This is a genomic window from Paraburkholderia sp. PREW-6R (assembly GCF_039621805.1).
GTDB lineage: Bacteria > Pseudomonadota > Gammaproteobacteria > Burkholderiales > Burkholderiaceae > Paraburkholderia.
Map to the genome: position 1 here is coordinate 691,290 of NZ_CP155073.1, position 22,430 is coordinate 713,719.

At 62.1% G+C, this 22,430-nt stretch carries 15 protein-coding genes; 4 read left to right on the top strand and 11 right to left on the bottom strand.

Going from position 1 to position 22,430, the window contains the following annotated elements:
* Window positions 1–6: 6 nt before the first annotated feature.
* The gene (locus AAGS40_RS03055; RefSeq protein ID WP_345813099.1) at window positions 7–1,887 is read left to right on the top strand and encodes a nucleoside-diphosphate sugar epimerase/dehydratase; all 1,881 of its coding nucleotides are present in this window, start codon (window positions 7–9) and stop codon (window positions 1,885–1,887) included.
* Between the two features lie 57 nt (window positions 1,888–1,944).
* Here the strand turns inward: AAGS40_RS03055 and AAGS40_RS03060 are convergent, their stop codons facing one another.
* The 7 genes from AAGS40_RS03060 to AAGS40_RS03090 form a co-directional block, all read right to left on the bottom strand.
* Complete coding sequence (locus AAGS40_RS03060) at window positions 1,945–4,491, bottom strand: glycoside hydrolase family 2 protein (protein ID WP_345813100.1); 2,547 nt, start codon at window positions 4,489–4,491, stop codon at window positions 1,945–1,947.
* Window positions 4,492–4,587: 96 nt separating this feature from the next.
* Entirely contained in the window at window positions 4,588–5,601 is a 1,014-nt protein-coding gene (locus AAGS40_RS03065; protein ID WP_345813102.1) for a DUF1839 family protein, read from the bottom strand.
* Window positions 5,598–6,626 (bottom strand): amino acid--[acyl-carrier-protein] ligase, encoded by a 1,029-nt coding sequence (locus AAGS40_RS03070; protein WP_345814229.1) that lies wholly within the window; start codon window positions 6,624–6,626, stop codon window positions 5,598–5,600. The genes AAGS40_RS03065 and AAGS40_RS03070 overlap by 4 nt, the downstream gene beginning before the upstream one ends.
* Window position 6,627: 1 nt before the next feature.
* Window positions 6,628–7,869: an acyl-CoA dehydrogenase family protein gene (locus AAGS40_RS03075; RefSeq protein WP_345813103.1), complete on the bottom strand. Its 1,242-nt coding sequence runs from the start codon at window positions 7,867–7,869 to the stop codon at window positions 6,628–6,630.
* Complete coding sequence (locus AAGS40_RS03080; RefSeq protein ID WP_345813104.1) at window positions 7,866–8,117, bottom strand: acyl carrier protein; 252 nt, start codon at window positions 8,115–8,117, stop codon at window positions 7,866–7,868. The genes AAGS40_RS03075 and AAGS40_RS03080 overlap by 4 nt, the downstream gene beginning before the upstream one ends.
* A 341-nt stretch (window positions 8,118–8,458) precedes the next feature.
* Complete coding sequence (locus AAGS40_RS03085) at window positions 8,459–10,279, bottom strand: alpha/beta hydrolase (RefSeq protein WP_345813105.1); 1,821 nt, start codon at window positions 10,277–10,279, stop codon at window positions 8,459–8,461.
* 604 nt (window positions 10,280–10,883) lie between these two features.
* On the bottom strand, window positions 10,884–11,984 hold the full coding sequence (locus AAGS40_RS03090) for a glycosyltransferase (RefSeq protein WP_345813106.1): 1,101 nt from the start codon (window positions 11,982–11,984) through the stop codon (window positions 10,884–10,886).
* Window positions 11,985–12,283: 299 nt separating this feature from the next.
* Here AAGS40_RS03090 and AAGS40_RS03095 point away from each other — a divergent pair, with 299 nt between their 5' ends.
* The gene (locus AAGS40_RS03095) at window positions 12,284–13,834 is read left to right on the top strand and encodes a methyl-accepting chemotaxis protein (protein WP_345813108.1); all 1,551 of its coding nucleotides are present in this window, start codon (window positions 12,284–12,286) and stop codon (window positions 13,832–13,834) included.
* A 10-nt stretch (window positions 13,835–13,844) separates the two neighbouring features.
* Here the strand turns inward: AAGS40_RS03095 and AAGS40_RS03100 are convergent, their stop codons facing one another.
* From AAGS40_RS03100 to AAGS40_RS03110, 3 genes are read right to left on the bottom strand one after another with little or no spacing between them, the layout of a single operon-like run.
* Window positions 13,845–14,303 carry a hypothetical protein gene (locus AAGS40_RS03100; protein ID WP_345813110.1) on the bottom strand — a complete coding sequence of 153 codons (459 nt, stop codon included), beginning with the start codon at window positions 14,301–14,303 and terminating at the stop codon, window positions 13,845–13,847.
* Entirely contained in the window at window positions 14,303–16,264 is a 1,962-nt protein-coding gene (locus tag AAGS40_RS03105; protein WP_345813111.1) for an RICIN domain-containing protein, read from the bottom strand. Before AAGS40_RS03105 ends, AAGS40_RS03100 begins: the two co-directional genes overlap by 1 nt.
* 24 nt (window positions 16,265–16,288) lie before the next feature.
* Window positions 16,289–16,918 (bottom strand): SCO family protein, encoded by a 630-nt coding sequence (locus AAGS40_RS03110; protein ID WP_345813112.1) that lies wholly within the window; start codon window positions 16,916–16,918, stop codon window positions 16,289–16,291.
* A gap of 1,416 nt (window positions 16,919–18,334) precedes the next feature.
* Between AAGS40_RS03110 and AAGS40_RS03115 the strand changes: the two genes are divergently transcribed.
* Entirely contained in the window at window positions 18,335–19,618 is a 1,284-nt protein-coding gene (locus AAGS40_RS03115) for a beta-glucosidase (RefSeq protein WP_345813113.1), read from the top strand.
* Window positions 19,619–19,770: 152 nt separating this feature from the next.
* Here the strand turns inward: AAGS40_RS03115 and AAGS40_RS03120 are convergent, their stop codons facing one another.
* On the bottom strand, window positions 19,771–20,928 hold the full coding sequence (locus AAGS40_RS03120; RefSeq protein ID WP_345813114.1) for a glycosyltransferase family 2 protein: 1,158 nt from the start codon (window positions 20,926–20,928) through the stop codon (window positions 19,771–19,773).
* 409 nt (window positions 20,929–21,337) lie between these two features.
* On the opposite strand from AAGS40_RS03120, the gene AAGS40_RS03125 reads away from it, so the two are divergent.
* Window positions 21,338–22,405, top strand: a complete 1,068-nt coding sequence (locus tag AAGS40_RS03125) for a glycosyltransferase family 2 protein (RefSeq protein WP_345813115.1) — start codon at window positions 21,338–21,340, stop codon at window positions 22,403–22,405.
* Window positions 22,406–22,430 lie beyond the last annotated feature (25 nt).

Consider the following 22,430-nt stretch of genomic DNA (forward strand, 5'->3'; position numbering starts at 1 on the left):
CGCGCAATGAAAAGATTCAAAGCCCGATGGCTTTCGTTCAGTGCGTTCGCTTTTGACTTATGTGCCGTGGCGCTGGCCTGGATGCTGGCCTACGTGATCCGTTTTAACGGTCCGGTACCTCATCCGTTCTGGTCGAGCGGGCTGCACGCACTCGTCTGGGTGCTGCTGATCTATGCGGTGATGTTTCGCAGCTACGGTCTTTACCGTGGCATGTGGGTGTTCGCGAGCCTGCCCGACCTTGTACGGATCGCGAAGGCGATCGGCGTCGGCGCGCTCGTCGTGATGATCGGCTCGGCGCTGCTGCAACCGGCGCCGGTCGTGCCACGCTCTGTGCTGATCGTCTCGCCGATGCTGCTGTTTCTCGCCATGGGCGGCTCGCGCGCGCTCTATCGCGCGGCCAAGGAGTTTTACCGCTACGGCGGTCTCGTCGGCCAGGGCAAGCCCGTGCTCGTGCTCGGCGCGGGCAATGCCGGCGCGAATCTCGTGCGGGAGCTGAAGCGTTCGGGCGAATGGCGGCTCGCCGGGCTGCTCGACGACGATCCGGTCAAGCAGGGCCGCGAGATTTACGGCTACCGCGTGCTCGGCGCAATCAGCGACCTGCAGAAGATCACCGCCGACATGAAGGTGGAGCACGTGATCATCGCGGTGCCGTCGGCCTCCGTCGAAGCGCACCGGCGCATCGCCACGCTATGCGTGCGCGCCGGCGTGCGGGCCATGACGTTGCCCGCGCTGACGCCGCTCACGCAGGGCCAGGCCTTCCTGTCGCGCGTGCGGCAGATCGATCTGGAAGACCTGCTGGGCCGCGACCCGGTGATGATCGACACGGAACACGTCGAAGCGCTGCTGAAAAACCGCGTGGTGATGGTGACCGGCGCGGGCGGCTCGATCGGCTCGGAGCTGTGCCGGCAGATCCTGCGCTTCGGGCCGGTGCAGCTCGTCGCGTTCGATATCTCCGAGTTCTCGATCTACCGGCTCAACGAAGAGTTGCGCGATAAATATCCGGAAGTGTCGTTGGTGCCGATCATCGGCGATGTGAAGGATTCGCTGCTGCTCGACCAGGTGATGGCGCGCTACTGTCCGCATATCGTCTTTCACGCCGCTGCTTACAAGCACGTGCCGTTGATGGAAGAGGTCAACACGTGGCAGGCGGTGCGCAACAATGTGCTCGGCACCTATCGCGTCGCGCGCGCGGCGATCCGCCATGACGTCGCCCACTTCGTGCTGATCTCCACCGACAAGGCGGTCAATCCCACCAATGTGATGGGCGCGAGCAAGCGTCTCGCCGAGATGGCGTGCTCGGCTTTGCAGCAGCAGGGCACGCGTCGCACGCAGTTCGAGATCGTGCGTTTCGGCAACGTGCTCGGCAGCGCCGGCAGCGTGATTCCGAAGTTTCAGGAACAGATTGCGCGCGGCGGCCCGGTCACGGTCACGCATCCCGAGATCACGCGCTTCTTCATGACCATCCCGGAAGCATCGCAACTGGTGCTGCAGGCGTCGAGCATGGGGCGCGGCGGCGAGATCTTCATTCTCGACATGGGCAAGCCTGTGCGTATCGCGGACCTCGCGCATGACCTGATCCGCCTGTACGGTTTTACCGAAGAGCAGATCCGCGTGGTGTTCACGGGCCTGCGCCCGGGCGAAAAGCTGTACGAGGAATTGCTCGCGGACGACGAGACCACCACGCGCACGCCGCATCCGAAGCTGCGCATTGCGAAGGCGCGCGAAGTGCCGGATAGCCTGATCGACAACTTGCTGCCGTGGCTGATGCAGCACCGCGTGCCGGCCGACGACGAAGTGCGTCGTGACCTGCGCCGCTGGGTGCCGGACTACCAGCCGGCGACCACCACCGCGCTGCGCAGCGTGCCGCCGGCAACACGGGCTTCGTAAAAGCGCCGTAGCGGCGGGATCGTTACGCCTCGCTGCCGGCGCAGGCCTTGTGCGAGTTCAGTCGACGCCGGTCACTTCGTAGCGCACGGCTGCCGCGCCGTTCAGCGCGCTCACTTCACCCTCCGGCCGCCGTTCTCCGGATGTCGCCGGGCGCGCCACGAGCCGCACGCGGCGCTCTTCGCCCGGCGGCAGGTGAAACCAGTCGTCGAGCGCGAAGAAGTGCGGATCGACGATATGCACCCAGCGCGAAAGACGCCTCGCGCTGACCACCAGCTCCCACCCATCGCCCGCGGGTTCGACCCGCACGTCCAGACCGAGGTCGTGTCGCGCGTCGAGTGTGCGATCGGGAAAGTGGAATGCCTGCGACAGCAGTTCGCCGGTAGCCGCGTCGCGCAGCGAAACCACCGTTGCTTCGTGCTGCCGTGGTCCGAAACGGTACGCGTAGGTAAAATCGAAAAATTGTCCGATCAGTGCCGACGCCTTCACGCACGTCGTACCGCGCGGCTCGAGTGTCAGTTCACGTGACGCGCGGACCACAGCCGTTGCGCCGTCGCGCAGGCAGCGGATGTCCAATTGCGCCGTGAGCGGCGTCGCGCGTTCGTTCACCAGGTGAATGTCCAGACCATCGAGCCCTTCGTCGGTGACAAGAAGCTGCACTGAGCCAAAGACGCGCTTCATGCCGTGCCAGGCGCTTTTTGGCGCGCCTAACGCATCGACGACACCCCACCCGCACCCCGCGCGCAAGTCCTGAAACTGCCAGACGAGGCCGCCCGCACACGACGACCCGCTGCGCCGCCATTCCGAAAACACCTCGCCGATGAGTTCCGCGACAACCGCCCGCGACAGGTCGAGATAGCGTTCAGGGTCTTCATAGCGCAGACGTGACGGCTCGACGCCATACAGCGTTTTTAAGTAGTGCTCGCGGACGTCGTCGAAATCCCAGCTTGCGCCGGGGTCGCGCGGCACTGCACGTTTCCAGTTCGGCTCATGCGGGCGCGTTGCATGGGGCACCGCGTGCAGCGCGACGTCGTCGGGCACATTGGCGAACGCGAGGCACTCGCTCGCGAACCGTACGTTCGCCCGACGGGCGTCGTCCAGCGGGCGCTGGTAGGCGCCCACGCCGTAGTAGTGGGTAATGCCCGCCCGCGTGCCGAACGGCCAGCCGTCCGTATCGCCGGGCGCAACCGACGGCGAATTCACGACGTAAGGCACGTCGCGCCGATGAGCGGCGACGAGCGCGGGCAATTGCGCGGTGAAGAGTTTTTGCTCGCCAAGCGACGCGGGCAGACCGAGCATCGCCGCTTGCTGGTCCGCTTCGCTGCCGCCGCACAGCACGGCGAGCGAGGCGAAGCGGCGGGTGCGGGCGAGGAACTGCGTGGCCTCCGCGTGGACGGCTGCCTCGAATGCGGCGTCGGTTGGGTAGTCGAAATTCGCGAACGCGAAGTCCTGCCAGACGAGCATGCCGTAAGCATCGGCGAGCTGGTAAAAGCTGTCGGACTCGTAGAGCATCGTGCCGCCGACGCGCAGCATGTTCAAGCCCGCCTCGCGGGCAAGGGCGAACGACGCTTCGAGTTGTTGCGGCGTGCCGTCGAGCGTCACGATATCGGCGCAAGTCCAGCACGCGCCGCGCGCGAACACCGGCACGCCGTTGACGATCAACTGGAAACCTGCGCCGTCCGGGCCGCGATCGACGTCGATCGAGCGAAAGCCGACCGTGCCGAGTTCGACCGGCGCCGCGCCGTCGATATGCAATGTCGCCATGTGCAGCGTGGGCGTGCCATGCGTATGAGGCCACCAGAGCGGCACCTCGTCGATCCGCATGGTGCCGGCGAGCGTGTGCGCGTCGCGCCACTCGAGTTGCACCGATTCGCCGGCACACGTGAGCCGTGCTTCGGGCGAATGCTTCGCCGGATGGACAAAGCGCAACACGACATCGAGTATGCCCGCGCTGCCGTCCACACGCGTGTGCAGGTCGGCGCGCTCGATGGCGTATGCGGCCTCGTCCAGTCTTTGCACGGCGCGCCACGGGCCGACGGGCTGAATGGGCGGACACCAGCCGGGCATGTGGCCGAGCAGCGTCGTGCGGACGTTGCGCAACGTGGCGGGCTGCGCGAGCTTCGGGCGCCAGCGCGCGCGCGTGCGCTTTGCGGCCAGCGCGGGGCCGAGCGAGCGAAAGCACAGATAAAGCGTGGTGTCGCCGCGCAGTTCGACGTCCAGCTCGTGAGCGACGAACATCGAAGTCGAGTCGAGCCGCTTTTCTTCGTCGATCCAGACTTCGGCGATGCTGGCGAGTCCCTGGAAACGCAGACGGCACGGGCCATTGCCGGGAAGCGCCAGCCGGTACCAGTGGTCGTCGAAAGCGAAAGCGCGGGGCGTGTCGAGGTCGAGCTGGCCGGCTGCCCGCCACGCGGCCGCGACCGTTCCCGGCACCGGCGCGTCGAGCCATTGCGCGGTGACGGGCAGGGCCGCGAGCGCAGCGGGCGACGCGCATGCGCCGGCGGCGGTGCTCACACACTGCCAGCCGCTTTCGAGCGCGCGTCCGAAGGGTGCTGCAGCGACCAGGCAAGCGTGGGCGGGGACTAGGCTCGATGAAGTGAAACGCATCGCGGGGTTCGGTCCTCGATAGTGCGCGGAGGAAGGCGCGCGACGCCGCCTGCTCCTGTTACTGGCGCCGTCGCGCACCGCGCATGGCGGCTCGCATCAGCGGATGGCAGCCGCGTCGCCGAATAGCGCGACGAGCGGCGGAAGTGTTTGTTCGTAAGCGGCTTCAAGCACGTCGAAGCAGTCTTCACACAGATCACGGCGCTTGCGCATCAACGCACGCACGGTGCGGAACTGCACCACCATGGCCTCGCTCGCGATTGTCTTCGCCGCGGCGGGAATGCTCGCGGGAATCTCCACGTGCCGTTCCTGCAGCCAGCCGAGATACTTCGACAGGAGTTCGAAGTTTGCGCCGAACTGACGCATCACGTTGAACGTGTACAGATGAAAGTACGGCTCGCCACGCGCGAGGATAGTCTCCACATGCTGCGCAAATGCCGCGCGCCAGCGGGTAACGGGATTGTCCTGCGGACGCCGCGCGAGATGCGTCGCGAGCCTGCCCAGCGACGCCTCGACGAGCGCCGGGCCTGCCAGCGCGGGACGCGCGCGCTTCGTGAATTCGGCATAGGGGTACAACAGGTCGGGCTGAGCCGCAAGCGCGGGCAGTCGACGAAACACCCCGTCGTAATCCGTGCCTTCGAGTACGCAATAGAACGTGTTGTGAAAGTAGCCGAGGCGGCGCGCATCGGTATCGATAAAGTCGACACCAATGGTGGTTTTTACGTGGTCCCGCTGATACGTGGTTGCACGCGTATCGGGCAGGTAGAACGCATCCACTTCCACAAGTACGCTGTGGCCGCGCCGGATCTGCACGGCTACGCGCTCTTCCAGCGATTCATAGATCGCCAGCTCCTGCACGTCGAGCCCGTAAAGCAGGTCGAGATCTTCGAGCGGATACTTGAAGAACGTGAACTGGTCGTCTTCGAAATCCTGCCGTACGGTGAAACCGAGCGCGGCGTGCGGATCGAGACCATATGCGTTCAGCAGCTCGATCCACAGATCGACGTAGCAATTGGTTTCGGTCCACACGCGCTCGCCCTGATGCAACGCGTGCGGCTCGTGCGCGCGCATGAAATGCGCGCCGCTCCGCTCGAGGTGCAGTCCGTAGGTCATGCTCCGTCCATCATCGCGTCGTTGATCACGGCCTGTGTGTCGCCCCACAGCAGGTCCCGCACGGACTGCGGCCACGCGTTGACGTCGAGTCCGTGATGACGGAACAGCGCGAGCGTCGTGCGTTCCATGCCGAAGCCGACGCATGCCGTGTGCGCGATTTCGTCGTCTGCGCGGCGGATATTCCAGAGCACGCCGAAATGATCCATGTGATAGTTAAACGACAGGCACGCGGTCGGCCGATCCGGCGTTGCGACCGGAATCAGCAGCTCGAACTTGAGTTGCTGCGCGCGCTGGCTATCGGCGACGATCTTGCCGCCACGGCCAAAGAACGGGTCGTTCGCCAGGTCGATTTCGAACGGCATGGCGAGCATGCGCACGAGCAGGGAGCCGCGCTCGATCCACTTCTGGCGGAACGCCATCACCTGCTCGGGGCTGCCGACGCGCACGTATTCGCGCATCCGGAACATCTGCATGCGGCCCGGATCGATCGACGGTTCATGGCGGAAGCAGTACGAGAACACGTCGACGGTGCGGCCGTCTTCGGGCAGCGCGCCGCGTTTTGCCACGACCGGATAGATCGGATAGCACGCCGCGGGCGTCAGCACGAGACGCGTGGGCTTCTGCTGGTCCATCCATTCGTCGCTGCGCTCGCCGTCGCCGGCGGCCACGGTCTGGTCGAGCGCGGACAGCAGGCGGCGGTGGCCCGCATCGTTGCCCTGGAACGAGTGGATCGTGCCGGCGAGATCGGGGAAGCTCTTCAGATACTCGCTGTCCTCGAAATCGCGACGCCGCATGGCGGGCGGGAAGCGCAGCACTTCCGCGTGCTGATCCGCGCCCAGCAGCGTGATGACATGGTTCAGGCGCTCGATCACGTCCTCGAAGACTTCACTGCGGCCATAAAGGCCGTCTTCGCCGGTCGAGATGAGGATGCCTGCTTCGATCAGCCGGTCGCGCAGCGTCAGATCCGACGCGTTGTAGGCGGCTTCGGCAGCGACGATGGCTGCGTGTTCAGTGGTCGTGTTAATTTTAGATCTTCCCGGAAGTAGGTGAGCGCTGGGCAAGCAGCAGGTTCGCAGTGTTCAGTGCGATACGGTCGTTGCTGATCATCAGCGGCGCCGAGAAGAGGTCGCGCAGGTGACGCCCTACGCTGTAGTCGGTGCCGTTCTTGTAACCTGCCATCCCGCAGATCATCAGCGTCTCCTGAACGACCTGAAGCGCGGTCGTGGAGATGCAGACTTTCAGCGTATTCATGTCGGACGCGAAACCGAGCGCATTCGACAGCGGCGCGTCCATCTCGCTCGAAGCGCTGGCTGCGCGCGCGGCGACGGTGTCGCTGGCCGCGTCGAGCGCGACCTTCAGGCGCGCCTGCATCATGTGCAGCATGCCCACCGCTTCTGCGAGGCGTCCCGCCGAAGGCGGCAGCGAACCCGGCTTGCCGCGTGTCGATGCACGGAAAAACGCATGCGCGCGGTTCACCGCGTCGGACGTGATGCCGATCCACACCGACGCCCACAGCGTGTGCGACACGGGCAGCATGGTCTGGTCGGCGATCTGCGCGAACGGCACCGGCAGGATCTGTTCAGCGCGGCCGCTCGCGAGAAGCCGGAAGCCCTCGCTGCAGGTACCGCGCATGCCCATCGAATCCCACGTGCCGCGCTTTTCCAGCTGGATCTGGTCATGACCCGCGACGATCAGCACCTGGTCGGACGGCGGCGAATCCGGCGTGCGGCGGGCCGTAATCAGGATGCCGTCAGCGTGCGCGCCGTAGGAAATGGTCGGTGCGAGCTTCTCGATATGGAACGCGCCATCGACCAGTTCGACCGCGCAGGCGCTCGTGCGCATGTTGCCGCCGATGGTCTCCTCGGACGTCGCCGATGCGAGCAGCCACTGTTCGTCGACCACCCGGGCCAGCATGTCACGCTGCCACTCGATGCCCGTACCATGTTCGACGATGCACGCGACCTGAATCTGGTGCATCGCGTAGATCATCGCGGTGGACGAGCAGCCTTGCGCCAGCGCTTCGCAGATGCGAGCCACGTCGGCGAGCGTCAGACCTGCGCCGCCGAATTCGGCCGGAATCATCGCGGACATCAGGCGTTCACGGCGCAGTTCCTGGAATGCTTCGGCGGGAAAGCGCGCGTCGCGGTCGACCGCATTGGCATGCGCGCCCGCGACCTTGGCGATCCGGTGTGCCGCCGCGATCCAGTCGGCCACGCCGCGCTCGTGGGCGGTCACGACGGCGGCTTCTGCGAGGCTCGGCGCGTTCATGCTGCGGCCTGCGCCTGTTGCAGTTCCGTCACCGCGGCTGCGAGTACGTTGATCGACGAAAACAACCGGCGAGTCAGCATGCGGTCGGGAATCTCGATATTGAATTCGTCTTCGATCGCGAGCATCACGTGAACCGTGGCGAGCGACGATAGGCCGGCGGCGTACAGATCGGCGTCGTCGGTGAGCGACTCGGCCGACACGTCGAGGCGGGCGGTTTCGGAGAGAATGCGGCGCAGTTCTGTTTTCATGAAAAAAGGGCCTCTGAAGTGTCGTTGATGGCGGCTCGCCCGAATCCGGCGCTCGCGCCCCTGCGCGCTGCTGCCATTCGACTGAATACATTGCCTCGTGTCACCGGAGCGGAGCCGGGAAAGCGCCACCGCTGGTATCGTTCGCCAGATGCCGGCAGCAACTGCCCGCTCTGCGATCTCCTCTTTCCGGCCCTGATCCGAAGCAATATCCCGGTTAAGTTTGTCTGTGTATTAAACAGATTCAGATGCACAGGCGTCAGTGCGATTCCGCACGGAGATACATCCAACCAATAAAATTAACAACGTCCAGACACTGGGAAGCCCTGAGCGCCTCACCGCGCTCAGGAGTGCGCGGAGACAAACATGGGCGACTTGCCCGCTGCCGCAGGCGACGCGCCCGGCTGCAGATCTTTCATGAACGCCTGACACAGCGCGATCACCGTAGCGGACGCACGCGGATTGAACAGCGAATGGTCGACGTCGGCAATGACCGCGGCCTTGACTTTCGTGAAGCGCGACAGGCTCTTGCCGTTCTTGCCGAAGTGCGAGGTGAGCTGGTCCAAACCGCTGTCGAAAGCGCCATAGATGAGCAACGTCCGCACGCCTTTGTGTTCAAGCGCGTTCACGACACTTCTCGGGTCCATCGGCATGTCCTGCAGCGGGCCGCTCCTGTCATGGCTGCCGCGGAGTTCACCCAGTTTCAGGCGCAGTCGGGCGGTGCCTTGCGAAAGAATCGCGCGGGCAATAGGCAATGGGCTGCGTTCTCCGCTGAACAGGCGGCGCCATTTGTTCCACTCGAACATCGACGAAGCGTAGCCGGCCATCGAGTTGACCTGCTGATCGACGATCTCTTTCACGGAGATCCCCTCGGGCATATAGAAGCGTTGAATGTTCACCGTCACTACCGCCGCGATGGCCGGTTCGATCAGCGCCGCACGCAACGCGCTGTAAGCGCCCGAGCAGATACCGAACGAAACGACGTTGTCATAGCCTTGCTTGCGCAGCCAGGCGCCGGCGCTGGCAACGTCTTCAATGGTGGTGTTCGCGTGAATCGCGCCGGACGGGTTGCGTCGCGCGACGTCGGGAGGAAGCGGCGCGCTCTCGCCTATGCCGCGCGCGTCGATTCTCAACGAAGCGATGCCCTGTCGCGCCATCTCGCGTGCAATGCGCACCGAAAGACGGCTGTCACCGAGATGGGAACTCATCGACGTGTTGGTGATGAGCATGACGGGGCCGCTCGTCGGCTTGTTGCGCGGCTCGCACAGCACACCGAAAACCCCGGCGGTGCCGATCAGAACCGGCCGTTCGATTGCTTCGGGCGTTTCGATCACCAGCCGATGCCTGTCTTCATCGGCGATGGTGGCGTCGGTGTCGGCACGAGCGGGCACGGATGCTTCATCAACGGCAATCCACTGGGCGACCGTTTCGATCGCGCGTTCCGGCAGTACCGTGAACGCCGTTTCCTGCATGAATTCCAGATAGCCGTCGAATGTCTCGGTGCTCACGTCGACGCCGCACGCGCTCAGCGCATCGGCGAACGCCGTGTTGATCCCCGGGCGTGTCTCGAGCACGAGCGCGCGCCTGGGTGACGTGACGGGAGCGTTGCCCAACGATTTCGCGAGGTCGAGGGTTTTCAGTCCCTGGTGAAACTCGTCGCTATACACCTGCCCGAGTACGTTGAACGGCGCCTCAGGCTGCGCGGCGCGTACGGGCGCGGCCAGCTTGCCAAGCCAGGTCTTGTGCACGGCGCTCAGTTCGCGCAGATACATGCGGCCGCTCGTCACCGGAGCGAGCAGCACCAGTCCGTCGAGATCACACTCGCTTGCGGCGAGTGTCGCGAATGCCGCGCCAAGGCGCAGTCCGCACAGCGTGACCTCGGTGACGCCGGTCCGTTTTTTCAGCTGTTCGACAGCGGCGCGAATGTCGGCCAGGGCGCTGCCGAGCAGGTTGAATTCGCCGTCGACGCCGACCGAGTCACCGGTCGAACGATAGTCGAATCGAAGCACGGAGACATTGCGTGCGCTGAGTGCTTCAGCGAGGCGGCGCATGGCGTTGCGACTCCACACGTCTTCATGACCGAAGGCGTTGCACAGAACGACCCCGCGTTTGCCGAAACCGTTATGCAACCAGCCAAAGCGGCCCCCGAATACCAGTGGCGTCATTTAGTCCCCCGAAAAGCAAATCTGACTGATTTGAGCGCGTTGCCAGATAAAAACCGGGAAATAAAGCCGACTCTTATTCTGTGGATATTGCATTGCAACACCTGGCATTAACTGCTTGAAAACAAACGCTTCGCGTCTTCCTTGGTGTGTGCAAAGCGGGGATATTCTTGCAATGTGCGATGACATCGAAAACGGAAATGGCCGCTCTGGAGTCCTTCCACAGCGGCTGTGAGACCTGGTGGTGTGACTCAGCGGCTTGTCCGTCCTGTCGTGAGTAAACCAGTTCTGATGGTTGAGTTCGGTGCGATGTACAACATACGCGCGAATGCCGGCATTCACGCTTTCAGTTCGCGACAGGTTTACACGGAGTCAGGAATCGTAAATGGTGTCCCGTCATTCGACTGCCCGGTCTATTGAAGTTATCCGGTAAAAAGTGGAAGTCCCAGCCGAAAGAACGCCAATTTTTCTTTATTTTTATAGCCCCGGAAAAAAGAATGGGACCGCGTTTTCGTCTTGCAGGCGATTGCCCTGCGTGTGCGTCTGCACACCGCAGGCCGCACCTCGCGCAGAGAACGGTGCTCGCGCGCGAGTCGTCTTGCGCTGTCTACCGCTTGGCCTTTCTGACCACCATCCATCGTGGCGACTTGAAACGCACAATGCTCACATAGAGCCATACATAGGTAGCCGCAAACACCACCACGAAGCAGAACAGGTGCAGCGTGTGACGCCAGAAGAGTGTGGCCGGCACGACTGCGATCAGACACAGCAGCCACAGATACGGCGAGGTCAACGAATTGCGCCGCGTCAGTTCGCGCGCGGTGCGCGTGCCCACCGCCCAGCGCATCAACCGCTTGTAGACCAGCATGTGCAGATGCACGCCGTCTGGAATGCCCGGCGAAATGCCGCGAATGAACTTCTTGCGGTAAATGGAGAAACACGTTTCGAAGATCGGATACATGAACAGCAAGACCGGATACCACGCCGACACATCACGGTTGCGCATGACCAGCATGACCGATAGTTCGGCGAGCATGAAGCCGATGAAGTAGGCCCCGCCGTCGCCGAGAAAAATCAGTCCCGCCGGAAAGTTCCAGATGAAGAAGCCGAGCACCGCGCCCATCATCATGAACGACGCCGAGAGCACGATTGGGTCGGACACCTGAAAGGCGACGTAGGCGAGAGACGCAAACATCATGAACGCGACCATCGACGCGAGGCCATTGAAGCCGTCGATAATGTTGATCGCATTGGCGAGTGCCGCGACGGCCAGCACGGTGACTGCGAACGAAATGACGGCGTAGGACAGCAGGAAGTCCAGTGGCGGCACGCTGATTCGCGTCACCGCGATGTTGAGCAGCACGTAGGCGAGCGCGGCCGCCGCCATCGTGCAAACGAGCCGCGTGAGCGGCGAAACACGCTTGGTCAGATCTTCGACGAGGCCGGAGCCGAACGCGGGCAGGCCGCACGCGATCAATCCGAGAATGCCACGCGATACCGCAGGATAAGTGTGATGCAGTTGTAATGCGGCGACGACAAGCCCAAGCAGAATCCCCGCTCCGCCAATGCGTGGCACCGGACGCACATGAAACTTCTGCACGCCGGCCAGATCCGTGTCGGCGGACAGTCCCTCATGCAAATGCGCGTAGCGCACGATCAGCAATGTGATCAGCAATGAAACGAGAAAGCCGAGCGCGAAATTAAGCATGAAATTGGGCCTGAGCGAAATGGGCCTGAGCGAAGACGCCGGATTATACAAACGAACGGGCAACGCCCAGAAAAGCGGCTCGCTTTCGCTATCTCCGCCGTGCCCCGCCTCGCGCCCCGGCGACTGCGCGGCTCAGTCATGGATTTCCCCTATCCAGCCAGCGGCCGGCCCTGTCGATAACCGGGATGCGACGAAGCGCAGGTCAGGCATGGCCACACGTCTACTGCCACACGGGCCGCGCGGGCAAAGCCCGCGTGCGATCCGCTCGCTCCCGACAGACCGCACGTTCAGGAGAATCAATGCTCAACAACATTACCATTCGCGGCGGACTGACGCTCGTCATCAGCGTATTCGTCGCTTTCCTGCTGACTGTGATCGGCGTGGGTTACGGTGCACTCAAGCTGGCCAACAACAGCCTGAACGACACACAGCGCAGTTCGGCCGCGCTTTCGCATCTGAAGGCGAGCACCGAGAAACTGCTTCAGGTTCAGCTTGCGCTCGGCACGTATCAGACGCTCTTTAGCGTCGGCAAACAGACCGATGAACTGTTGCCCGCAGCGCGCCGCGTGCTCAACGGGTCGAACCAGGATTTTGCCGATTACATGGCAAGCCCGTTCGCGAGCCCCGAGGAGGAGAAGCTCGCGCAGTCCGTTGCGCACGCGCGCAGCGCCCTGGTCGATCAGGCGATCAATCCGGAATTCAAGGCGCTCACGGACTTCGATTTCAATACGTTTCGCAATATCCAGGGCGACACGGCCAATAGTCTGTATGCCGCTTACGCGAGCGCCATCGCTGCGCTTGAAAGCGTGCAGGTGGCCAATCAGCATCAGCAGGCCGCCACCGGCGTGACACGCTTCCAGATCGCCACGCAACTATTTGCGGCTATCGGCGCGCTCGCGATCGCCATCGGCGTGGCGGCGCGCATGGCGCTCTCCGGCGCGCTGATCAAACCCGTGAACACGACCGTGCAGCATTTCGAGCAGATGGCCGGTGGCGATCTGAGCGTCGCCATCCGCATCCGGTCGAGTAATGAAATGGGCAAGTTGCTGGGGGCGTTGACGCGAATGCGCGACGGCCTCGTGGAAACCGTCGGCAAGGTGCGCGCCAGTACCACGGCGATCACGCTCGGCGCGAACGAAATCGCATCGGGCAACGCCGACCTGTCGTCGCGCACCGAGCAACAGGCCGCGGCTTTGCAGCAGACCGCGGCGAGCATGGAGCAGCTTTCAGCGACGGTGAAGCAGAACGCGGATCACGCGCGGCAGGCGAACCGGCTCGCGCAGAGCGCACTGGACACCGTGACGCGCGGCGGTTCGGTGGTCTCGCGCGTGACGCAGACAATGGACGAGATCACGCAATCGTCGCGCAAGGTGGCGGAGATCATCGGCATGATCGAAGGTATCGCTTTCCAGACCAATATTCTCGCGTTGAACGCGGCCGTGGAAGCGGCGCGGGCGGGCGAGCAGGGGCGGGGATTCGCGGTGGTGGCCTCGGAAGTGCGCAGCCTCGCGCAGCGCTCGGGCTCGGCCGCCAAGGAGATCAAGGAGTTGATCGGCGTGTCGGCCTCGAAAGTGCAGGAAGGCGCCGCTCATGTATCCGATGCGCAGAAGACGATCCATGAAGCGCTCGGCGCGGTGCAGCGCGTGACCGGCGTGATGAGCCAGATCGAAGCGTCGGCGATGGAGCAGAGCGACGGCATCGAGCAGGTCAACAAGGCGATGTCGCAGATCGACGAGGTGACCCAGCACAACGCCGCGCTCGTCGAGCAGGCGGCTGCGGCCGCGAAGTCGCTGGAAGCCCACGCATTGGCGTTGCGCGACGCCGTGGCGGTGTTCCGGGTCGCCGCCTGACGGCGCGCCTCTATCGACCGGCGACGAACCGCCACAGCGCCGCACAGTCCTCGTCGGACGCCTGGAAGAGCGGCATCGATTTGCGCAGCAGCACGTGGGCGGGATCGATCCCGCCCCTGAGCACCGAGCAGAACGACGCCTGATCGTACGCGGTCGGCGGTCCGCCGCGACGGCTCGCGGCGAGCAGCAGCGAGTCGTGGGTCAGCGGCGGCGCGAAGGCCGTGCTGGGCGAGCCGGTGGCCGTGTGGCAGTTGACGCAGCGCGTGGTCCATGCGGGCAGCGCGCGGTCGTCATCGCGCAGGTGCGCCGGTATCGCGCGCTGCCCTGTGAAGATCAGGCAGCCCGTATCGTTCGGATCGCACGACTGATCTGCACGGGCCGCGAGCGATGCCGCCAGCGCGGCGACTGTCAGCATCGACGCAAAGCCGATTCTGAAACGTGCCGCACGGCCCGGGGTAGCTGCCGCCATCACTGGATCTGCAGCGTGCGCGACACGCTCGGCACGCCGTTCGCGTTCAACGCGAAGAGCATGTAATAGCCGGGAATCACCACGCCGGGGTCGGACGGGATGGTCAACAGATACTCCCCGCCCGTGCCGACCGTGAACGTCAACGGAATCCGGCGCTGCTCGTTGTTCAGCGAATGCGTGACCGACGACAGACGCATTAGCACGAACGACTTGACGCCGCTGCTCGCCGCTACCGAGATGGCCGTGCCGAGCTGCGCCGTGGTGGGCGCCGAGCTGAGCGTAGGCCGCGTGGCGGCTGCGCCCGTCGACGTCAGCAGATAGGGCGGCGTCAGAATCTCCACGTTGGGGTGATTGGTCGTGCACGTTCCGCACAGGCCGCCGCCGCCGCTCAGTACGCGTCCATCAGGCAGCAACAGTCCGAAGCTGTGGTACACACGGGGCACCGCCTGCGGATTGAGCGGCGAGAACGCGCGCGTCGTCGGGTCCCAAAGCTCGGGCGTCAGCACGGCGGTGTCGTCCGAGAACGGCAGCGCGAAGGACTGGCCGCCCAGCACCACCACCTGGCCATTGGGCAGCACCACGCTGTTGCTGAACGCGCGTTGATAGCTCATCGGCGCAAGCGTCGTGGTGGTGGCGACACCGGTGCTGATATCGATCAGTGTCGCATCGGAGGTCGCGTTCGACGAGTCGTAGCTCGGCGCACCGCCCACGGCCAGAATCTTGCCCACGTCGTACATGACGGCGTTGCCGTTCATCGCGTCGTTGTCCGTACCGCGATTTCCAGCCGCCGTGACGCTTCCGTTGCCTGCCGTGTCGAACCAGTGCATGGCCTTGCTCGGCCCCGCGTGAAACACGCGCCCGTTGGCGACGGCGAACAGCCACGCGTGATTGTCGGCGCGGAAGATTCCGCCAGCGTCGTTGGTGAGAATGTAGTCATCGGTGATCGCCGTGTTGACGGTCCAGCCGGAGCCGGAGGTCCACGTCTCGCCGGTCTTTCCGCCGAGCGGACCATTCCACGAGCCGCCTATCTGGAACACGCTGCCGTTGCTCAGCGTGACGCTGCCTTGATAGGCGCGCGGAATGTTCATCGGGTTGCCCGACGCCCATTTTCCGGTGGACGGGGTGTACAGGCTGGTCTTGTCGCTGCTCGAGCCGCCCATCACATAGATGCGCCCATCCGGCAGATTGACGATGCCGGGGCAGAACATGTCATGCCCGGTGTTCGTCACGAGCACCTGTTTGCTCGTTTGCGTGGTCGGATTGAACACGGCGGTATACGTGTTGCCCGGCGTGACCTCGCCCGGCGTGAAATTGAGCTGGCTATCCGCGGACCATGTCACGACCGTGCCGTCCGGCAGGTTGGCGGCCGCGACAGGGATGATAGGCATCGTAATGGGAGCGGTCCACTTCGAAGGCAACGCCGTGGCCACCTTCACGCCGGCCACGACCCACGTCTGTTGCGCGCTCGCGTTGCAAACCTGCTGGGTCATCTGCGAGCCCGGCGTGGTGGTGCTTCCCGACGTCAGACACAGCCCGCTGTTGTTCGCGACGATCGCATAACCCGCGCCCTGCTTTTTCAGTGTGTAGCTCTGGTTCGCGCCGCCGTTGCAGGTCCACTGGATCACCGGGCCACCTGCGACCGTGCTCTGATTCGCTACGTCCATGCACAGGCCGCTGTTTTTGTTCACGAAGCTGTATTGCGAACCCGAACCATTGGGCAGCCAGCTTTGATTGGCACCACCTGTGCACGTCCAGGTGATGGCGGGAGCGCCGGTCGCGAGCGATTCGTTCGCGACGTCCGCACACAGATTCGTTCCGCTGACCGTGATGGGCGCCGAGGTCTGCGCGTCGGCAAAGGTCGGTAGCGCGGCGAACGCTACAGGCACCGTGACCAGCAGCAGGCCCTTGAGCCACTGCGTGAACACGCGCGAGATGTTCCCGCCGAAAAACAATCGTGACATGGTCCTATTCTCCAATCGGTTAATTTATGCGCGTTCGAGTGCGGTGAGCACTTCGCAGATTTCTTCTGCACGGGGAAGATCGGCGCTGCGCCAGCGCAACATTCCTTTCGCATCGAAGCAGTAGATCTGTGTGGAATGGCTTGAGATGTCGCCGAGCGGCAAGGTATTGCCCGAGAGCGCCGTGCGCATTTTGTCCACGTCGTTCAACGACGGCGACGCACCGGTCCAAGCGGGGCCGGCCTGAAAGCGTGTGAGCCATTCGTGCAGCGCCGCTGGCGTATCGGAAAGCGGGTCGATGCCGATGGACAACAACTGGAACGGGTAGTGTGCGTTCATCGACGGCAGGCGTTCCTGCACGGCATTGAAGAGCGCCCCTTGCAACGGACACACTGAACTGCATCCCGTGTAAATCGTTTGAAGCGCCGTGACGCGGCGATCCAGCAGGTCGCTCAACAGGCGCCTTTTACCGTTCTGGTCCGTCAGCCAGGTATCGGTCAAGCGAACGGGCGGGTCGACCAATCCAATGCCCACGTGCTGCGCCATCGAGGGCCGAGTGAGCGTGGCGAACGGAATCGACAGGAGACCGCGCAGGACAGCGCGTCGAGTCGATTGACGAGCAGAGGCTCGCCCTGCGGAGTGGGGGCGTGAATTCATCGGGTTCGATGCCTTGAAGGCGGTCCGTACGAGTATCGAAAGAAAGGGCTTTCAAAAAAATCCAAAGCCAGAGAGGACGCTTCAGGCTGGACAGTGAGTGACCGGCGCAATGAATGTAATGTTGGCCGCGCCGGCCTGGCTCTGGCATCTGCGACAGTAAGACGAGGACGCGAAAGGCCTTTTAAAAACCTGTGGAAACCACATACGACGGCTACATTCTGGGCGGCGCCCGGTGTGTCGAACTGTGCGGTCGGCAACGCTATTGGCGTACTTTTGATGCGCGGCGCGTACAGAACGCATGTGAGCGGTTCACGACTTTGGATGGGTGCGGTGAGACAAGGGGACGGTCGCCCCAGGACTTCTGCGTGCTGTTTGTTTTTGTCGGCGATGCACGTTGAAATGAGGGGTGCCGAAATCATAACGGCGTGCTGACGGGACCATTATTGATATGCAAACGGCTTTGAATAGGCGGGGCTAATCAAATCATTTTTACCGGTGTGCGGTGTAAACCCTTAATAGCTAAATCCGCGTAATAAAAAAATTCGCAAAACAGAAAGGAAACGGCAATTAGGCCGGTCATTAAATGCATACTTTATATCCGCAAAAAGCGAATAAAAATGCTATGCGCGGAGGACCGGCCTCGGCATCTGGACGCGATTTCCGCCGCGGCGGGCTTTCAACCGTCTTTCAATGTGGCGTTAGCCGCCAGGCTTATTCCGCCAGCCTTTTTCGTAAATAGGGATCGATCATAATTTCGCCTTGACACCGTTTTGTGCGGCGAATTTCGCAACATTAGAGGAAAAACTCTAGACGCTTGCCTGTTCCGTCACTCTTTGCACATCAATGGTGAATTTTTCGGCTAAATTCATTGCGAAAACCTTGATAATCACGCGCCGAAAATTCGAGAAATGCTGTTTAGAGCCCGGCATAGCTGGTTTGTGGCGGAAACCGCCGGTGTTAATCAAATCTGTGCATCACGGCTAAAAAATACTTTTATATTATTAATATAAATAGCCGAAATTACTCGAATTCGATGTTTTGTTACAACCTGTTACGTACCAAGGGTCGTTCAAAACGTTTCATCTGTGTAACATGTGCCTTCCTTTCCAAGGCAGAACGAACGTTCTACTTGGACGGAGTGTGCTCGCTTGTTTGTGCCGCCTGGTCGGGGCGCATCGCCGCTCTGCCTTCCCATTTCGTGTCCACCCGATGAGACCTCTTCAGGAGGCCTCAGGCTAGCGTTTGCCAGGTTTTTGGACGGTACAAACTCAACTGTGGCTTTTCATGAGACTACAAACCTTACGTAAGCATTCAATCTATTTAGTACTCCCAATTTTGGCGGCCTGTGGTGGCGAGAGCGGGGGAAGCACTGCAGCAGGCGTAGCCAATGCGGCCGATCCAACGGCTGTCGTGGATGTGGCAAAGCATCCGGCATCGGTAAGCGGTACGGCGATCCCGCCGGCAACGTCGATCAACGATTCGTCGGGCGCGGTCTGGACCGTGTCGAACGGCGTCGTGTACCGCGCGGGCAAAACCGCGGCGTTCACGATGAACGTCAAGCTGTTGCTGTGGTACGCAGGCAAGGTGTACCAGGAAAACACCGACAACAACTGGTGGGTCTGGCAGAACAACGTCTGGAACCAGACTACCGATCCTCGCCCGGCAACGACCTCGTCCAGCGCGTCGTCTGCGACGGCCACAGCAAGTTCATCGAGCGCATCGGCCACCTCGACCTCCGCGGCGCAAACCGCGTCGGCAGCGATTCCTTTCGCGGGCATTAACGAGCACTACAACTACGGCGGCATCTACACGTCGATTCCGTTGGCGACGCAAGCTGCAACCCTGACCGATCTCGGCTTGACGGGCAACCGCCAGGATATTCACTCGTACAGTCAGATCGATGCCGTTGCCAACACGGTGATTCCGGGCATGGGTTCGAAGATTTCCATCATGCCGATGATCGATGCCTATCCCTGGGATGATCCTTCGCTGAACGGCGCCACGCCGACCGAAGCTAGCGCCTACGCGTATGCATACTCGATGGCGGCCTATGCGGCGACCAAGTTGAAGGGTGTGGCTGCGGTGGAATTCGGTAACGAATATGACCTTGACGGTCACAACAAACCCGTTGCCAACGACGGTGCGAACGTGTCGGACTTCGACAACAGCACGTGGCCGATTTTCCGCGGCGCACTGCGTGGTTCATACGACGGCTGGCGCTCGGTGGATACGACTGGCGCGACGAAAGTGATCGCGACCGCGTCGTCAGGATTCCTGCATCTGGGCTGGTACAAGGGCATGCTGACCGGCACGCAGCCGGACGGCTCGACGGGTCATCCGGTCGTGAAGACCGACATCATCCAGTTGCACTGGTATTCGGATGGCGGCGATCCGGAAAATACGTGGGGTGTGACGGGCACGAACTACAACGTGCTGAAAAGCCTGCACGATGCCTACAACCTGCCAATCATGTTCACGGAGATCGGCGTCAACACCGACTTCTCGACAGCGCAGGCACAGACTTACATCGCCAAGACGATCCCGGAACTGTACGCGGCTAAAGCCACGTATAACGTGATCGGATTCAACTGGTACGAGCTGTACGACGATCCCACCGGTCAGTATGGCATCTTGACGAGCAGCGGGGCGCAAAAGCCGATCTACGCGGCTATCAAGCAGGCCGTCGCGGGCTTGAAGTAACGGCTGGCCCGCCAGGCGGGTGCGAGTGGGTGCAAGCGGGTCCACGCGAGTCCGCCTGCTTCGGGCCGAGTCCGACCGGACGATTGCCGGGCACGGCAATGTCATCCGGTCGGTCCCGGCATGTAAAAGCGTGTGGTTGCTTCGAGCGAGCCTCAACGTTCGCTGAAGCGCCTCACGAAGCTGTAAAAGATCCGTGGATGGATCTTGAGCAGACACATCGCAAATGTGAGTTTGGGTCGGCTGTCCGCATACATGCGGTACAGATGCTGCGGGTGCAGCCGTTCCGAAACGATACGCAAGAAGGGCAGTGCCGACTGATAGGTCGGTGCTCTCATCGCGACCTGGAACGCAACCGTTCTGAAGCCCCAGATATATTTCAGCCTGAAAAGACGCACGCTCCGGTTTCTGATCGGCATCGAGGCCGTGGTCTTCTCCACCAGATCCATGATCGAGAAGAGGTCGAGGATCTTCGGATTGAAGCGCGTCGAGATACCCGTGTCGCGGAATACATAAAAATACAGCCGATCCGGTATCAGGCGAACCACCTTCGAGCGCCCCAAGGTCTGCACCGACACACAGATATCTTCGTAGATGAGTCCACTCGGATGATGAACATCCGCGAAGATCGAGCGCCGCACCAGCTTGTTCCAGCAGTACGCCTGCAACTTCAGGTCCATGATTCCTTCGACGGCCTCGACACCCGTGATGACCTTGTCGTCGCAATCAATCTGGTAATTGACCGTTCCATCGGCAAGCACGTTCGTCGCGGCGAACATCACGACGTCGGCGTCATGCTTCTCCGCTTCCTCGATCACGCGCTCGATCAGGTTGGGTTTTACATAGTCGTCACTGTCGACGCATAGGACATAATCGCCGCGCGCGTGCTCAACGGCGATCCGGCGGGATTCCGCCAATCCCTGATTCTGCTCGTTCGTGACGAGCTTCCACGCCACTTTGTCCTGCGCCTCCAGAATGCGTCTCGCGATGGCACCGGAACGGTCCGGGCTGCGATCGTCGACCGCGATGATCTCGAATTGATTCGAAGTCTGCGCCAGTAGCGACACGAGGCACGCCTCGATGTACGGCTCGACGTTATACATTGGAAGCAGAACACTGACTTTAGGCACGGTCATAAGTTGGGCCTCCAGATTGATGGGTCGACGGCGTTTTGTTTGAGGAATGCGGCCCCGGTCGGCAGAATTCCATTTAAAGAAACAGGTTAACGCGTACTTATCGTCTGGTCGGTGCGATACATCACACTTCAAAATCCGGCATTCATTTAATACTGTCGGCGCAGCTGGATATATCACTGGCCTTTCCTGATGGCCTTGCTCGGCGCTGTCGCGCGGTTCCGGCTCATGCGCTCACGTGCCGGCCTGCTATCCACTCCAACGCAGCCGCCACGGTCCTTTCATCTTGTGCGCCGGCACTGTGGGCTTCCGAACGTACGATATCCGCGGCGCACCGCAATATAGGGGTGTACTCGGGGGTGTACCGTCAATTGCGGTTTTTTGACGCTCAGACGACCTGGTCCTTTGCGGCAGGCCACGCGCAAGTATCGGCGCGATATGAGAGCAACGATTTCGCAGCCGGACAGGTTATTAAGGGGCAGTTCAATTTCCGACTTCCGGATTTGCATACCCGGTGGCATCCGCCGCATTGCCTTCGTCGCTTATCAGGCAAATTTTCGAACCATCGATTTAAAGAGTCGACCAGCCTATGAAACCAGTGGATAAAAGCAGTAGCGAGACAATTTTGTCCGTGGTCATTCCGGCCTTTAATGTCGAGCACTACATCGGTGTCGCGCTCGAATCGGCAATCGCCCAACCGCGTTCCGAAGAAATCGAGTTCATCGTCGTCGACGATGGTTCGACCGACGGCACGCTGGAACAGATTCTCAAAGTGAAGGCGAGTGCGCCGACTCACAAGATCACCGTTATCCACCAGGAAAATCAGGGTGTAAGCGCCGCGCGCAATGTCGGTATCGCACGAGCCGCATCTCCGTATATCGGCTTTCTCGACTCGGACGACGAGTGGGGCGCAAACTTTACCGCGGTCATCATGCCGATGCTCGACGCAGGGACGGCCGACATCATCGAATTCAATGTAGGCATTATCGACGTAAAAGGGCGTGTGGTCGATCAGCTGCAGATCGTCAACGATTCGACGGTCGGCCTGCGCAATAACGGCGCGGCAGCCTTGATGGCGTTTGCGCAGATCTGCGAAGTGCACTCCGGTGCGCGCGTGTACCGCCGCTCGCTGTGGGACGGTGTCGAGTTTCCCGTCGATTGCATCTATGAAGATGCGTGGGCGATTCCACGCGTGTACGCCCGTGCGAAAACGCTCTTTGGTATCGCCGATCAGCTGTATTACTACCGTCGCCGCGCGGGCAGCATTACGCAGACCACGACTCTGCGCGCAGTGGAGTGTGTGGCCCGCTTTGCAGGCGAAGCGCTGGACCAGAGCGAAAAAGACGCGCATCACGCCTTCTGGCTGGCGTTATTTCAGAAATTCTTCGCCAACCAGTGCTTCCTGACGTCTCGCGTCGATGCCGCTTCGCTCACGGCCGCCATGGAACTGGTGGAGGCCACTGCATCCAAGTATCGCGACTTTGCGATCCGCCAGAAAGAACCTTTGCCGCCGCTGCGTTATCGCGCGCAGATCACGGTCAACCGTCGTGTTTTCCAGATGAAAAAGCTTGTCAAACGCACGCTCGGGTTGGACCTGCGGGCGCCGGTGGCCGCGCCGCGCCGGGTCGAGCCACGCAAGGCCGAAGACCATCTTTGAACCGGCCGTAAAAAACGACATTTCG